The organism is Sphingobacterium sp. BIGb0165, assembly GCF_024810095.1.
GTDB classification, from domain to species: domain Bacteria; phylum Bacteroidota; class Bacteroidia; order Sphingobacteriales; family Sphingobacteriaceae; genus Sphingobacterium; species Sphingobacterium detergens.
The window spans coordinates 208,564-223,863 of the sequence record NZ_JANUEB010000003.1; the positions used below are offsets into that span (position 1 = coordinate 208,564).

The 15,300-nt window shown below is 37.1% G+C and carries 15 protein-coding genes; 9 read left to right on the forward strand and 6 right to left on the reverse strand.

Translation table 11 applies throughout. The annotated features are described in order from the left end of the window. Window positions 1-93: 93 nt before the first annotated feature. Window positions 94-777: a CPBP family intramembrane glutamic endopeptidase gene (locus M2408_RS07485; protein ID WP_259180466.1), complete on the forward strand. Its 684-nt coding sequence runs from the start codon at window positions 94-96 to the stop codon at window positions 775-777. Between the two features lie 2 nt (window positions 778-779). Here M2408_RS07485 and M2408_RS07490 read toward each other — a convergent pair whose 3' ends face one another. Beyond that, window positions 780-1,190 carry a DUF2255 family protein gene (locus tag M2408_RS07490; protein WP_259180468.1) on the reverse strand — a complete coding sequence of 137 codons (411 nt, stop codon included), beginning with the start codon at window positions 1,188-1,190 and terminating at the stop codon, window positions 780-782. A gap of 106 nt (window positions 1,191-1,296) precedes the next feature. After that, the gene (locus M2408_RS07495) at window positions 1,297-1,623 is read right to left on the reverse strand and encodes a LytTR family DNA-binding domain-containing protein (RefSeq protein WP_259180470.1); all 327 of its coding nucleotides are present in this window, start codon (window positions 1,621-1,623) and stop codon (window positions 1,297-1,299) included. Between the two features lie 274 nt (window positions 1,624-1,897). Here M2408_RS07495 and M2408_RS07500 point away from each other — a divergent pair, with 274 nt between their 5' ends. Further along, window positions 1,898-2,470, forward strand: coding sequence for a Crp/Fnr family transcriptional regulator (locus M2408_RS07500; protein ID WP_259180473.1), 573 nt, complete (start codon window positions 1,898-1,900; stop codon window positions 2,468-2,470). Window positions 2,471-2,495: 25 nt separating this feature from the next. Here the strand turns inward: M2408_RS07500 and M2408_RS07505 are convergent, their stop codons facing one another. After that, window positions 2,496-2,981: a hypothetical protein gene (locus M2408_RS07505; protein WP_259180474.1), complete on the reverse strand. Its 486-nt coding sequence runs from the start codon at window positions 2,979-2,981 to the stop codon at window positions 2,496-2,498. 948 nt (window positions 2,982-3,929) lie between these two features. On the opposite strand from M2408_RS07505, the gene M2408_RS07510 reads away from it, so the two are divergent. From M2408_RS07510 to M2408_RS07525, 4 genes are all read left to right on the forward strand, one after another. After that, window positions 3,930-4,430 carry a DUF2199 domain-containing protein gene (locus M2408_RS07510; RefSeq protein ID WP_259180476.1) on the forward strand — a complete coding sequence of 167 codons (501 nt, stop codon included), beginning with the start codon at window positions 3,930-3,932 and terminating at the stop codon, window positions 4,428-4,430. Window positions 4,431-4,910: 480 nt separating this feature from the next. Further along, a complete protein-coding gene (locus M2408_RS07515) occupies window positions 4,911-6,302 on the forward strand; it encodes a DUF1080 domain-containing protein (RefSeq protein WP_259180479.1) in 1,392 nt (463 codons plus the stop codon). A 6-nt stretch (window positions 6,303-6,308) separates the two neighbouring features. After that, window positions 6,309-7,724, forward strand: a complete 1,416-nt coding sequence (locus tag M2408_RS07520; RefSeq protein WP_259180481.1) for a Gfo/Idh/MocA family oxidoreductase — start codon at window positions 6,309-6,311, stop codon at window positions 7,722-7,724. Window positions 7,725-8,021: 297 nt separating this feature from the next. Further along, entirely contained in the window at window positions 8,022-9,704 is a 1,683-nt protein-coding gene (locus M2408_RS07525) for a glycoside hydrolase family 32 protein (protein ID WP_259180483.1), read from the forward strand. A gap of 175 nt (window positions 9,705-9,879) precedes the next feature. Here M2408_RS07525 and M2408_RS07530 read toward each other — a convergent pair whose 3' ends face one another. Continuing rightward, window positions 9,880-10,239 (reverse strand): helix-turn-helix domain-containing protein, encoded by a 360-nt coding sequence (locus tag M2408_RS07530; protein WP_259180484.1) that lies wholly within the window; start codon window positions 10,237-10,239, stop codon window positions 9,880-9,882. A 157-nt stretch (window positions 10,240-10,396) separates the two neighbouring features. On the opposite strand from M2408_RS07530, the gene M2408_RS07535 reads away from it, so the two are divergent. Beyond that, window positions 10,397-10,927: an NAD(P)H-dependent oxidoreductase gene (locus M2408_RS07535; protein ID WP_259180486.1), complete on the forward strand. Its 531-nt coding sequence runs from the start codon at window positions 10,397-10,399 to the stop codon at window positions 10,925-10,927. A gap of 101 nt (window positions 10,928-11,028) precedes the next feature. Here the strand turns inward: M2408_RS07535 and M2408_RS07540 are convergent, their stop codons facing one another. Next, window positions 11,029-11,784, reverse strand: a complete 756-nt coding sequence (locus M2408_RS07540) for an SDR family oxidoreductase (RefSeq protein ID WP_259180489.1) — start codon at window positions 11,782-11,784, stop codon at window positions 11,029-11,031. A 50-nt stretch (window positions 11,785-11,834) separates the two neighbouring features. Beyond that, window positions 11,835-12,227, reverse strand: coding sequence for an AraC family transcriptional regulator (locus M2408_RS07545; protein ID WP_259180490.1), 393 nt, complete (start codon window positions 12,225-12,227; stop codon window positions 11,835-11,837). Between the two features lie 489 nt (window positions 12,228-12,716). Here M2408_RS07545 and M2408_RS07550 point away from each other — a divergent pair, with 489 nt between their 5' ends. Together M2408_RS07550 and M2408_RS07555 are read left to right on the forward strand one after the other, a co-directional pair. After that, the gene (locus M2408_RS07550) at window positions 12,717-13,616 is read left to right on the forward strand and encodes a dihydrodipicolinate synthase family protein (protein ID WP_259180492.1); all 900 of its coding nucleotides are present in this window, start codon (window positions 12,717-12,719) and stop codon (window positions 13,614-13,616) included. Between the two features lie 81 nt (window positions 13,617-13,697). After that, window positions 13,698-15,155: an aldehyde dehydrogenase (NADP(+)) gene (locus M2408_RS07555; protein WP_259180493.1), complete on the forward strand. Its 1,458-nt coding sequence runs from the start codon at window positions 13,698-13,700 to the stop codon at window positions 15,153-15,155. The last annotated feature ends 145 nt before the right edge of the window (window positions 15,156-15,300 follow it).

Sequence of the window (15,300 nt, forward strand, 5' to 3'; positions counted from 1 at the left end):
TTATTCTAGTGAATAGCACAGATAATTTATAGCCGCAAGCAATTTTGTTTTTTTAATCTATAGGTGTATGTTATTACGACAATAGGTATTGGTATGGTAGGTCTAATAATCATATTGATTATATCTTGGCTTTTGCTGTGGATCCTCGAGCGGAAGAATCTTAGTGTTCTCGGACTTGCTCCAACGAAAAATAGGCTTGGAAATTTGTGTGTAGGATTTTTTATGGCGGGTCTGTTATGTGCTGTCTATCATTATATAAAAGTTGCGGCGGTACATAATTTTTGGATGCTTAATCCGAAACTATCTGGTGCTAATTTGATCAATAGTACATGGTGGATCATAAAATCTGTCCTTTTCGAAGAACTGTTGTTTAGAGGTGCGCTACTTTATATCATGATAAAAAAGCTGGGATCTAGATGGGGCTGTCTGCTTTCCGCTGGAGCTTTTGGTGTTTACCATTGGTTTTCCTATGGTGTTTTTGGAAATCCAATACAGATGCTGATGATATTGTTGATGACAGGGCTTTTTGGGTGGGTATTAGCCAAAGCTTATGATGTGACAAAATCTCTTTATCTGCCTATAGCTTTTCACCTCGGTTGGAATGTCGTCAATATTTTGGTGTTTTCCAATGGACCTTTGGGGGCACAACTATTGGTTACAGCTAATGATAACCAAGCACAAGGCCTTGTCTCACTATTGATTTTTCTTTTCCAAATGCTTGCACTCCCCATATTTGGTTATTTATATATTCGGAAATATGGCCACACATGGTCCTGATTTCAAATGATGCTTGAATTCGGTTGTATAACGGGAGACTTGAACTCATCGATCATAAATTCCATAGTTTTAGCAACATGCTTTTCAGCGATAATAGATTGTGCATAAACACTATTGTAGCCTTGGTTATATTTTGCTAGATAGGCCTGATTAATTGCAGCGGTCAACTCAGGAGTATCGTCTACAACTGTTGCCCATATTTGGCAAAGAATTGTACCGCATTTAATCTGGCCCATTGGTTTTTTTAGAAAGCTATTGTACCAGCTCCGTTCTGCCAATCCCCAAGATCTTGCAAATATTCGACCTTGAACAACAACCATCCAGATATCTAAAAAATCAGGTCTTTCAATCCCTGCTTTTACACCAATGAGGTTATTGTTTTGGATGTAATCTAATACTTTTTGTTTACACATTCTATTTGTTTTCTTTCAAAACTAGAATGAAAGAGAATATATAGAAACTTTTTTATATAGCGTGCTAAAAATAATATGTGAATGGCCCTTTTGCACATGTAGGTTGTCAGAGCATCATCTTATTGAGTGTGTTAGTAAGACAATCTCGGTAGCTCTTTGCAACTGTTACTTTTAGATCACCGGATACAAGCTGATTGTCTTCAAAAGATTCAATATTCTTGAGATTAACAATGTACGAATTGTGAACGCGCATAAATTCTTGCGGTAAGCTTTCGATTAGATCTTTGAGACTTTTGTAATAGATATACTTTTTGTGTGTTGTCGTATGAATTTCGACATAGTTTCCCAATCCTTTGATCACCTTGATTTCATTAAAAAAAAGCTTTAGCAATTTTTTATCTGTTTTGATAAAGGCAAAAGTCCGATCTTCCATGATAGTCTCCATTAAACCATATTGGCATTAGTAATCCAAATATAGAAATTATCAGAAGAAAAGCTGGAGATGTTAATACCTTCTATTGAAAGATCTTTGTCAATAAAGAGGAGATATGTTCTTTGAGCAATTAGCGATCGGAGACATCCGTGTTGATTTTTACAATGTTGTTGATTGTGTTTGAAAGTGTTACTTATGCTTTGTCCGAATTAACTTTTTATAGTACCTTGCATTACATGGTGAAACATGGGCTGTCAAAATAAAATGAAGACTATTGGAAAGATTTAGAGCACATTTGGAGAGATTTATCCAGATTGATGATGTAACATTTGAGCGTATATCAACATACTTTAACGTAAATTCAGTTACAAAAAAGGAAAATATGCTGGAAGAAGGCCAAATCTGCAGATACCACTATTTTGTGTTAAAAGGAATATTACGTAAGTTTTTTGTAAATGAAAAAGGTGTGGAACAAACCACTGAATTTGCTATTGAAAACTGGTGGCTCACGGACAATATGGCTTATGAAAATAAGCGTGTGAGTTCATTCTATATACAAGCTGTTGAAAAATCGGAAGTTTTATATATTAGTCAGGAAAATCAGGAAAAATTGATGGCGGAATTTCCCTTGATGGAACGCTATTTTCGTTTTGTATATCAGAGAGCTTATGCAGCGGCACAAATGCGTGTTAAATATCTTTTTTCATTACCTAAAGAGGAGTTTTATCGCGATATGTTACGTAAATACCCCGAGTTTGTGCAACGTGTACCACAATATCTTATTGCATCTTTTTTGGGCTTTACTCCCGAATATCTGAGTGAAATTCGAAAAAAAATAAATATCTAAAAGACCTCCAGCATTGCTGAGAAAACTAATAACACTGGTCCGAATCTGTTATCCGGTAAGGGCTAGTTAGAAAATGTAGATTGTGTTCTTTTGCATAATCGCTAATCAAATTATTGAATTTTTCAATAGCTTTTTCTTCAGATCGAGCAAAACAATGTAAGTTGATCTCCATTGGTTTTTCTGACGTAGCTTCATCTACACGGAGTCGACCGACTTCGGAAAGAACCACGGCAAATGAGGTTTTGCAGATTTCAATTTCTAATTTATTGTCAATCAATTGTGAGGAAATACTATAATAGGAATCATTATTCTGGATTTCATCTTGAAAGGGGTCCAAAAAAGTAGGTACAATAGAACGATAGCCATATTTCGCGTTGCCAAAAAAATGATCAATATATTCCTGTGCTTTTTCATAAGTAGAAAAAACACCTTCTAGGTTAGTGAATACATCTGGATCTTCTTTAATCTCTTTTGAAACTACTGTATATACCTTAATGGGGTTGGTTGTCATATTTTAAAATGCTACTGTCTATAAGTTAAGTGAAGTTTTTCTGCAAAAAAACCAATTTAAAATTTCATCAATGAAATCTTCAAAGATAAAATCGTCTTTTTAAAATAAAAAAATTTCCTTTGTCTACTTTGTAGCCTATTTGGAATATATGTTTGTGCTTTAAAGTTGTGTATAATTTTCGTATTCTCCAAATTTTTTACTGATTGTTTTTATTTTATTTTTTAAAATAGAGGGGTGATCTTGTTTTAGGGTAAAAGAGAAAAACCTATTAAGAACCATGGAAATTTCCAAATGACTATAGTGACTGTGTGGTCAGAAATTCTATAGTCATAATGATCATTGACGCGTAAATGAAAAAGTACTGTTAATTTTGATATAGATAGTAAGTCTATTATCTTGGTTATGGACTATTTTATCATACTGAATAGGAATAGCCTTTCAAAAGAGTTATATAACAATTTTAAATGACTGAGGCTATTTAATTGTACCGATGTAACGAGAAGAGGGGGGCTGTATTGGGAATAAGTGTTAAATCAAATATGAATCAGAGAATAACGATGATTTATGATGTGGTATGATTTGAACAATGGAGAAAACTTTAATGATTTGAATATCCTGTTTGAAAATGTATTTTGAATAAAATAAGAGTATGGATCGTTAATAAATGGAAATAAAAAAAGGTTTCCAAACGGGGAGAATGAAAACCTTAAATAACCAATTATAAACCTAAATTATGATATGACAAATGTAGTGTACTTTGTACACTTTAGCAAATTTTTTTAAAATTTATTATAATAATTCAAAATACTGCTGCTATAACAGAAGAATTGAGATTATGAATTTTACCTGATCCTCATAGATAGGATTTATTTTTATGAGAATTTGAAAGTTTGATTAAGTTTGTAATGAAGAAATACCGTGGAATAAAATTTTTTGAGTACGATATATATGGATACTTTTATTTGCCAAAATTGCGGCGCAGAACATACGGAACTACCATCCTTATCATTTAATGCTCCTTTTCATTATGATATATTAAACCCGGTTGATAAAGAGGAGCTTGCTGATAAAGATGATGATTTTTGTGTCATCAATCATAAAGATCAGATCGATTATTTTATCCGTGTTGTTTTGCAGATTCCTATTTTGGATCATGACGAAACTTTAGATTATGGTGTTTGGGTTTCGGTAAGCAAAGAAACGATAGACGATTATCGCCTTATATTTGCGGCTAAGGAGGCAGAGGAAAAAAGCTATTTTGGTATGCTATGTAATGAGATAGCAGATTATGAAATTTCTACAATTGGACTTTATATGCAGGTCTCATGTCAATTGAATGGTTGTCGTCCATTATTAATACCTTATGAGTCTGAACATCCATTGGTACAGGATTGGTCAAATGGTATTAGTAGAGATGAGGCTGTCAGACGAGTTAATTCTGTGACTTAGATTTCTTGAGTCGTTAGTGTTTCATTTTTACCTAGAAGCCTATTCTTTCGATGCAGGTTCGTTTTAGAATTATACTATTTTACCACAGGTATCTATTTTTTTTGTGGTTTTTTAGTTTTCTTTAGGTGTATTTATACCTAATTGTTTGCGCTATAAGTGCAAAGACTATACGCTGTTTTTGTCATATTTTCATTGCGATTGTTTTACGTATTGGCTTTTCTGTTGTTTCAAACGTTTTCGTAAATAAATCGTACCATTTGATTCGTTTCACCTATATTAATTGATATCTTGTTTTAGAAAGCCAAGTGAAAAAATAACCAATGGCTGAGGACGGTGTACCGATTTCCTAAATCGAGAGGGATTAAACTGTATAATAACTTTAATACCCCAATATTGAAAAATAGCGTACACATAGTGTGATTAATAGACCAATATTCAATAAATAAACCGGGCATACGAGCTCAAGAAGTAATTATCTCAATGAAAAGAAACACATTATTTAAGTCTGTCTTAGTGGCAGTGATGGTTGGAAATACAATTTTATCGCATGCGCAGGTGAATAAGGCCACAGAAAAAGGTTGGACAAATCTTTTTGACGGAAAGACGCTGAATGGCTGGAAAACTGTTGGAGGGAAAGCGCCTTATTCTATTGAGGGGGACGCAATCGTGGGGCGAATGACTAAAGGAACGCCTAATTCATTTTTGATCACAGAAAAAGAATATGGTGATTTCATATTGGAACTAGATGTTAAGCTAGAAGGCAGTCAAACGAATTCAGGAATCCAGACCCGGAGTCATCTTGATCCAAAAGCGAATGATGGCCGAGGCAAAGTCTATGGAAGACAAGTGGAGATAGACCCATCATCCAGGGCGTGGACAGGTGGAATTTATGATGAAGCTCGCCGCGGTTGGCTTTATCCCCTAGATCTCAATGAAAATGCAAAGAAAGCGTACAAAGCCGAAGAGTATAATCATATCAGAATAGAGGCAATCGGTGATGAGTTGCGTACCTGGATCAATGATATTCCTGTTTCTTATGTAGTCGATACAATTGATCGAACTGGATTCATCGGATTACAAGTTCATAGTATTCCTTCAGAATTAGATGGCAAGAAAGTCTATTTCAAAAATGTTAAAATAAAGACCACTGATCTGAAAACAAACGGTTTTCCGAAAGATATTTATATCGTCAATCTAAAGCCAAATGAAATAGTTGCCGCCGAAAAGAAAAAAGGAGTAAAGCTGTTATTTGATGGTAAAACAAATAATGGATGGCGAAGCATCCATGGCGATAAATTTCCTGATCGTGGTTGGGAAATTAAGGATGGTCAATTAACTGTTTTGAAATCTGATGGCGGAGAATCTACCAATGGTGGTGATATCATAACGAAGGATAAATATACTGTATTTGACCTCTCTTTTGAATTTAAACTTAGTCCTGGAGCGAATAGCGGAGTAAAATATTTTGTCACATTGAAAGAGAAATCCAAAGGATCGGCTATTGGTCTAGAATTTCAGGTGCTTGATGATGCCTTACATCCTGATGCAAAACTAGGTCGGGATGGTAACCGTACCCTGGCATCACTATATGATCTCATCACATCGAATAGAGATGCACGTGCCCGGAGACCAATAGGCGACTGGAATAGAGGTCGGGTAGTAGTTACAGCGGATAACAAGGTTGAGCATTATTTGAATGGAATAAAGATGCTGAGTTACGAAAGAGGATCGAAGGAGTTTAAGGACCTTGTCGCGATTAGTAAGTATAAGGATTGGGACAACTTTGGTGAAGCAAAAGAAGGCTCCATTCTATTACAGGATCATGGTGATCGGGTTTCATTTCGCAGTATAAAGATTAATACACAAAACTAAGCTCATATGAATCATTATCTATCACGTCGAAGTTTTGTTAAACAATCTGTTATTGCAGCGGGTGCTGTTATGTTATCGAATAGCGTCCTTGGTAAGGTCAATTTGGCATCGCCGAACGAACGGGTTAATTTGGCATGTGTAGGTCTCGGCAATAGAGCTGCGGATATTATAAAAGAACTCTATAAAACTGGCCTTTGTAATATTGTCGCACTCTGTGATGTAGACTTGGGAGCTAAACACACACAGGAAATTTTGAGCATGTTTCCAGATGCACCAAAATTTAAAGACTTTAGAGTTATGTTCGATAAGATGGGTAACCAAATCGATGCGGTTAGTATCGGTACACCAGATTTCTCCCATTTTGCCATAACGATGCTGGCCCTAGATCTTGGAAAGCATGTTTACGTGGAAAAACCAATGGCAAGGACATTTCTCGAAGTTGAGTTAATGACAAATAAAGCGAGGAAGAATCCAAAACTTATAACTCAGATGGGGAATCAGGGGCACTCTGAAGCGAATTACTTTCAATTCAAGGCCTGGAAGGATGCGGGGATAATTAAAGATATTACGCGCATAGATGCGCATATGAATATGCCTCGCAGATGGCATGGATGGGATGTGAATATGAAAGGATTTCCTGCGGCTGAAATTACACCAGACACATTAGACTGGGAACTGTGGCAAATGCAGACCCTAGGTCATAATTATAATAAAGATTTTGTGAACGGACAATGGCGTTGCTGGTATGATTTTGGAATGGGAGCTCTTGGTGATTGGGGAGCGCACATCTTAGATACTGCACATGAATTTTTGGATCTTGGGCTACCAACAGAAGTAAGTGCGGTAAAGCTTGATGGACATAATTCGTATTTTTTTCCAATGTCTTCGACGCTGAAATTTCATTTTCCGAAGCGAAAAAAGATGCCTGCGGTTGATATTAATTGGTATGATGGCTTAGATAATTTGCCACCAATCCCAGAGGGCTATGGGGTTTCGGGATTGGATCCGAACATTCCAGCACCCAGTACAGGTAAGTTAGAGCCGGCGAAATTAAATCCTGGAAAGATTATCTATGGAAAGGATCTGACTTTCAAAGGAGGTTCTCACGCAAGTATTTTGCAGATTATACCTGAAACGAAGGCAAAGGAATTAGAATCCCGTCTTCCGGAGGTTCCGAAATCACCATCTAATCATTATGCCAACTTCTTAAAAGCATGTAAAGGAGAAGAGAAAACAAGGTCGGCTTTTGAAATTGCAGGACCTTTAAGTCAAGTGTTCTGTTTGGGAGTAATTGCACAGCGTCTAAATACTAAACTGATTTTTGATCCTCAAAGAAAGGAAATCAGTAATGATAAATTTGCGAACGCACTGTTGGCAGGACCTCCACCCGCAAGAGGTTGGGAACAGTATTATAAAATGTAATCCGATAGGAATATTTAATCTATAAAAAGGCGAAGGGTAAATATAATACCCTTCGCCTTTTTATTTTTGAGAATTTTATCCTTGAGCTAGTTGACTCTTTTCCTCGTTGGTGCTGACCAGCAATGTGTTCATATCCATTATATTAATTGAGACAAAACAGATGTATTTTGATCTATCTTGATTTAAATATATGGGGTATTGTAGATATTTTTGTTAGGAGGCTTTGAGATTGGTTGATAATGGAAGTCAATACCTTTAAAAGTCTACAGTTTCATTTTGATATTAACCTTAAAAATTATGAAAAGGACTCTTATGCTTCTTATTAGTGTTCTCACATTTGTCTTTCATGCTAATGGCCAGACTTCTGGGACGCAGACTTTTTATGTTTCGCATCGATACTTAAAAATTCCGGTTAAAAATGGAGCCCCCAAATGTAATGTTGAACTTTGGTTGAATAATGAAAAAGTAAGATGGTTTGATGTTGAATTAGCGGATAGTGTATACGATTGGATCGCTTATTTGGATATTGAGAAATGGAAGGGGCAATCCCTTAAACTGTCCATAAGTGCTCCCGATAGGAATAGCCACGGATTCAATTCCTTTGAACAAGTTGATCTACAGGATGATAATGCGGTGTATACTGAAAAGGAACGTGGACAAATTCATTTTTCTCCAAAACGTGGATGGCTGAATGATCCTAACGGGCTCGTTTTCTTCAAAGGACAATATCATCTTTTTTTTCAGCATAATCCTTACGGTACTAGTTGGGGAAATATGCACTGGGGACATGCTGTATCTAGCGATTTGATCCATTGGAAAGAATTGGGAGAGGCCTTATATCCCGATGAATCGGGAGTTATGTTTAGTGGTGGAGCAGTGGTAGATACTAAAAATAGCAGTGGATTAGGAAATAATAATTTAATGGTTCCTATGGTCTTATTTTACACTGCAGCTGAACAATCTTGGAAGCAAGGACTGGCTTATTCTTTGGATGGAAAGGAATTTAAGAAGTTGCCAAGCCATATTTTGGATAAGATTTCAAATGGTAACCGGGATCCTAAAGTGATATGGCACGGGCCTTCGGAGCGGTGGGTACTGACTTTATATGTCGAGGAAGAACATGGACAGCATAGTATGCATTTATTTACTTCGAAGGATATGAAAACATGGGAGTTTGCGAGTAAAGTTTATGGTGGTAAAGGAAATGACCGGTATCTATTTGAATGTCCTGAATTTTTTGAACTGGCGGTGGATAATGATCCGAAACAAAAAAAATGGATTTTAACGGGTGCCAATAGCCAATATGCTATAGGGAGTTTCGATGGCAAAAAGTTCACCCCAGAGGCAGAAAGGTTGTTCAGTCAATATGGTCGTGATTACTATGCTGCACAAACGTTTAGCAACGAGCCTCTCGGACGTCGTATCGAGATCGGATGGTGGCGAACCCATACCAATCACGGTGCTACCGCTTTTAATCAATCCATGAGTATACCAATGGAATTGAAGTTAAAAACGACAGAAAAAGGTATACGTTTATTTAGGGAACCTGTAGCTGAATTACAAAAATTAAGAAAAGATCAGTTGCACATTGGTCAAATCAGCTTAAAGGCCGGCAAGCTAAATCAATTGCAGCATTTTAGCGGCGATGTTGCTGAACTCAAATTTCTTATAACGCCTAAAAGTGCCAGAAATATACAAATCAATGTGCGTGGGTTAGTCATGAATTATAATGTTGCTACAGAAGAAATGGTTGTAGACAATGTACGGGCAATTGTTCCTCTAAGAGATGGCAAATTAATATTGAGATTGTTCGTAGATCGTACTGGCCTTGAGCTTTTCGCCCAAAATGGAGAAATCTATATGCCAATAAACTACAATTTTGACCACAATAATTTGCAATATGGTATTAGTGTCTCAAATGGTCAAGCGGTTTTGGATCAGGCTGATTTATATACACTAAAAAGTATTTGGTCTGACTAATAGCAGAGTGAAGAACGGAAAATAAGTACTTAGATAAAACGAAAAAAGGTTTTCAAACGGGGAGAATGAAAACCTTCAATAACCAATTATAAACCTAAATTATGATAGTACAAATTTAAGTGTATTTTTTACACTATGCAAATTTATTTTATATTTTTTTTAATATGATAGAGTCCTAAATCGAAAGACCCTTTAATTTTTCTCCCCATTTTCCGAGTTCCCGAATAATGGGAGATAGCTCATAACCAATAGCTGTTAATTCATAGGTTACACGTAGCGGAACCTCTGCATATACCGTGCGTTTAACGACTCCACTTTCCTCTAATTTTCGTAATTGTAAAGTCAACATGCGTTCGGTAATATTAGGAAGGCATTTTCTGATTTCGTTATATCGGAGGCTTCCGTTGATTAGATAGCAACAAATAGCCAAAGACCATTGGCCTCCAATAATATTAGCCGCGAATACCTCAGGGCAATCATTCGCTAAAATTTGTTTATTGGTAAAATTGGTTGAACTTTCTTTGATTTTTGTCATCACGCACATTTTTTATAGTACCGAACATTGGGCTACTAGTGAGCCAAAATAAGGAATATCTCCCTATTTTTGAATCAAAATAATCGAGTTAATAAAACAATTACGGCTATCGAATGCCGTGATAATGAGCATACAAACTATTGAATAATTAGCTATAATGAAAACATTGGTCATTGTAATACATCCAAATATTAAAGAATCACTTATTAATAAGAGGTGGATCGAGGAGTTGGAAAAACATCCGGAGAACTATGAAATCCATCAATTACATAAAAGATATCCAGATGAAAAAATTGACGTTACCGTCGAACAGCAATTGATTGAAAAGCATGATAAAATCATATTTCAATTTCCATTTTATTGGTTTAACTGCCCTCCATTTTTTAAAAAGTGGTTGGATGAGGTATTGACCTATGGCTGGGCATATGGAAAGTCGAGTGGTTACAAGTTAGCAGGAAAGAAGATCGCTTTGGCTCTTTCTGTTGGGATTGACGAAGTAGAATATAGCGCAAATGGAAAGTATAAATATAGCCTAGATCAATTGACAAGTCCTTTTGAGATTACATTCAACTATGTTCATGCCAATTATCAACCACTTTTCGCATACTATGGTATCGAGAAACATGCTTCCGAAGAATGGGTTGAACAGAGTGTAGCCCATTATCTCAATTTTTTGGAACAGTTCTAGACCATCAATATGAATTGAAATTTTTACAGGATCTGGTAAGTTAGACTTACTAAACATCAAAGGCATCTTTTATATAGCAAGATGCCTTTGATAATGGTACACTATCGTGTCGTATACCCTCCATTGGCAAAAATGGTTTGCCCGGTAATCCACCAACCATCTGTTACCAGGAATTCGACTAGAGGAGCAATATCTTTAATGTCAGTCAAGCCCCCAAGTGCAGAAGCGGATTTATGGTAAGCTACCGCTTCTTCGCTCTCTTGTCCGTAGAAAAATGGTGTATCCATTGGACCAGGAGCAACCGCTGTCACCGAAATCCCTCGATCGCCAAATTCTTTGGACGCAGCACGCGTAAAATGCTCAACGGGTGCTTTCAGTCCCTCATAGGTAGAATAAAACCCTGTGTAGGCCGCAAGTAACGATGTGACAATCGTGCAAACTTTACCGTTGTTGTTCAATTTTTTGCCTGCTTCTTGGATAAAGAAGTAGGCAACTTTGGAATTAATATCACTCATGCTGTCATATTCATCCACTGTTGTATCCACGATCGTTTTTTTTAAAACTTTACCAACGGTATTAATTGCGATATCGATTCCTCCATATTGCAACACCGCCGTATCAAAGAGCTTGCTAATATTTTCGATCTTAGTAAGATCCGCTTGAAACAGGATCGCTTCGGCGCCAGCAGCCTTTACCACTGCCAGTGTTTCTTCCGCATCTGCCTTGCTGTGCTCACTGTTATAATGGATCACCAATTTGGCGCCTTTAGCAGCAAAATCGCGACTCAACAAACCACCAAGGTTTTTCGCACCACCAGCGATCAATACAACTTTTCCTTTTACATCATTCCTTGCCATAATAATTTATATTTTGATTATAACAAATTTCATGAAAGTAAATGGTGATATTATGGTGAACTTTTCGCTTTTTTCAATTGACGAAATTCAGAAGGGGTTATACCTTCATATTTCTTAAAAAATTTGGTAAAATTAGATGGATCGTAAGTAAGTGTTTGAGCGATGGCCGAGATGGTCAATGTGCTGTTGGTTAGGAGATCCTTTGTACATGTCAATATTTTATGTACATAAAAATGGCAAGGGTGATTTCCACTGGTTTCTTGTATGATTTTAATAAGATGTTTTTGAGAGATACAAAGTACACTGGCTATATCCTTTAATTCCAACATTTCCATAGCTGTGCCATTAACTAGCTCAGATAAATGACGGTCCAACAGTTCAAAGTATTGGATTGTAATTTCTTCACTTCTTCTCTTATTGTGGGGTGATAATACTTCCGTCATGCTAATTATCCTGAATAATATTCTAAATATAAGTAAATTATATGTGCTGGGGTACTATTGCTTTCTCTTACAACCACACAATTAGATTTGATTAGGATTTATTTAAAGAATACATCAACACAATATATTTCACAAATTTTAGTGTAATGTAAAAACGAAAAAAGGTTTTCAAACGGGGAGAATGAAAACCTTCAATAACCAATTATAAACCTAAATTATGATAGAACAAATGTAGTGTGTTTTGTACACACTTGCAAGGATTTTTTTGAATAAAATGCTCGTTTTGTATCTTATTTAGTTATCCGGTTATGATATTACTAACTGATGTTTTATTATATTGATTCTAATTGTGTTTTCCAGTTATAAGTCTTTGACGAGTGGCTACTCATAAAAGGTCAATATTAGGTCAGAGTTGATTAATTCATAAGAAGACTGAGCAACTTATTACATATAGATTTGTGTTAAGGAATTTAAAAAAATTATTAAACTATGGCACAATTGAATTGGGAAGGAATTTACCCAGCAATGTTATCTCCATTTGATGAGAATGGAAATTTGGATTTTGACATGTTTGCAAAGAACATTGAAGCACAGGTGGAGGCCGGAGTCCACGGATTAATTATTGCAGGGTCATTGGGCGAAGCGAGTGTTTTGAGTAATGAAGAAAAATACGAGTTATTAAAACATGCATTGAAAGTAGTGAATGGACGTGTTCCTGTTTTGCTCAATATTGCAGAGAATACGACTGCTGATGCAATCAAAGTTGCGATAACCAGTGAAAATTTGGGCGCGGATGGATTGATGTTGTTGCCTCCTATGCGTTATAAGTCTGATGATAGGGAGACTGTTGCTTATTTTCGCGCTGTTGCGCAGAGCACAACATTACCAATTTTAATCTATAATAATCCTGTTGATTATGGTACCTATGTGTCTTTGGATATGTTTGAGGAACTGTTGCTGGAGCCAAATATTCAAGCCGTGAAAGAGTCAACACGTGATGTAACCAATATTACTCGTCTGAAAAACCGTTTCGACGATCGCTTAAAGATCCTAGGGGGAGTGGATACATTGTGTTTAGAATCTTTAATGCTGGGGGCAGATGGGTTGGTTGCAGGGTTGGTGGATGCTTTTCCAAGGGAGACGGTTGCAATATATCGTCTGGTCAATAAAGGCGAGTATAAGCAAGCCATAGCGATATACCGCTGGTTTATGCCTTTATTGGAATTGGATATTCATCCCAAGCTCGTTCAATATATCAAATTGGCCGCTACCGCGGAAGGGATTTCAACACCATATACAAGAGCTCCGAGATTACCATTGATTGGGGAGGAAGAGCAACGGGTTAAAAAGATCATTGCTGATGCAATAGCAACAAGACCACTTTTATAGCGGAGCTTTTCAAGTCTATTCCACTGGAGAAGACTTGAAAAGTTTCTACTGAACATTTAGAAATAGGCAAAATAGAAGAGAATGATTCAAAACGAAAATGATATTGATGTTGTAGTAAAGCAGGCTGAAGCAGGATTTCAGTTTCTACAACAATGTAATGTGATTGAAAGAGCGAAATTGATGCAGGCGATTGCTGACGAAATTGAAGCAATTGACAGCATTCTGATAGAAACGGCTCATTTGGAGACCGCTCTACCTGTTAGTAGACTTGAAGGTGAAAAAGCAAGAACGGTGAATCAGTGGCGTATGTATGCAAATGCGGTTCATACAGGTTTGTATAGTGAGGCGAGAATTGACCAAAGTCCAGATGGAAAGATCGATTTACGTAAATACAATAAAGGATTAGGGCCTGTGGTTGTCTTTGGAGCGAGCAATTTTCCGTTTGCTTTTTCCACTGCTGGTGGAGACACCGCAAGTGCAATTGGAGCTGGATGCTCCGTCATTGTGAAAGCCCATCCCGCACATGTCAAAACATCTCAATTGATGGCCGACGCCATCCATCGGGGAATTTCAAAATACGGCGCTTCTGCTGATATCTTTAGCCATGTTGTGTCCGATTCATTTGAAATAGGGCAGCAATTGGTCAAACACCGGTTGGTAAAAGCGGTGGCTTTTACGGGATCGTTTGCTGGCGGGAAGGCCCTGTTTGATTTGGGGCAATCAAGACCTGATCCCATTCCGGTCTTTGCAGAGATGGGTAGTATAAATCCTGTATTTGTTTTGCCGGACTATCTAACAGATAATGGCGAAGCATTTGCAAAACAATATATTGGATCATTAACGTTGGGTGTGGGGCAGTTTTGTACCAACCCCGGGGTGTTGATTGGCCTTGAGGGAGAAAAATTGGATACACTCAAAGCTGATCTGAAGCGCGAAATACAAGCTGTTGCTACTGGTAAAATGTTACACCAAGGTATATTGGATCATTATAATCAATTGAGAGGCGAGATGATTGGATGCAATGGGGTCAATATATTGGCAGAAGGCACAGATAATGTGCAAGAAGGTTTTGCTCAAGCGATGTTGGTAGAAACAGATGCAGCGCAGGTATTGCACAATCCGGAACTGTTAGAAGAGGTTTTCGGACCATTTGGATTAGTTATCTCTTGTGCCGATCGTCATGAAATGAAGATTTTAATGGAACATTTGGTTGGTCAGATAACCTTGACTTTCGCAGCATCTGAGGATGATATGTGGAAATACCAGGATATGTTCACGATTGCACAGAACAAATGCGGAAGGCTGTTGTTTCAAGGTATGCCAACTGGTGTTGAAGTAAAACACGCTATGCAACACGGTGGACCATTTCCAGCGACGACAGATTCACGGTTTACCTCTGTAGGACCCGATGCCATCAAACGTTTTCTCCGTCCCATCAGCTTTCAAAATTGGCCAGATGAGTTTTTGCCGAAAGAATTGCAAGATGGCAATCCGCTGCAAATAGAACGATTGGTCAATCAGCATTGGACAAAAGAATAATAACGCTAAAGAAGATTATAATTCTATCATGATTTATTCAAACCGGACGATTGAGCTCACGAATACCTCAAAATACCAATTTGCGGAGTAAACGACTTCATTTATACCGATGAGACCAACACTTATACTACCAAAAGCTTTGTGA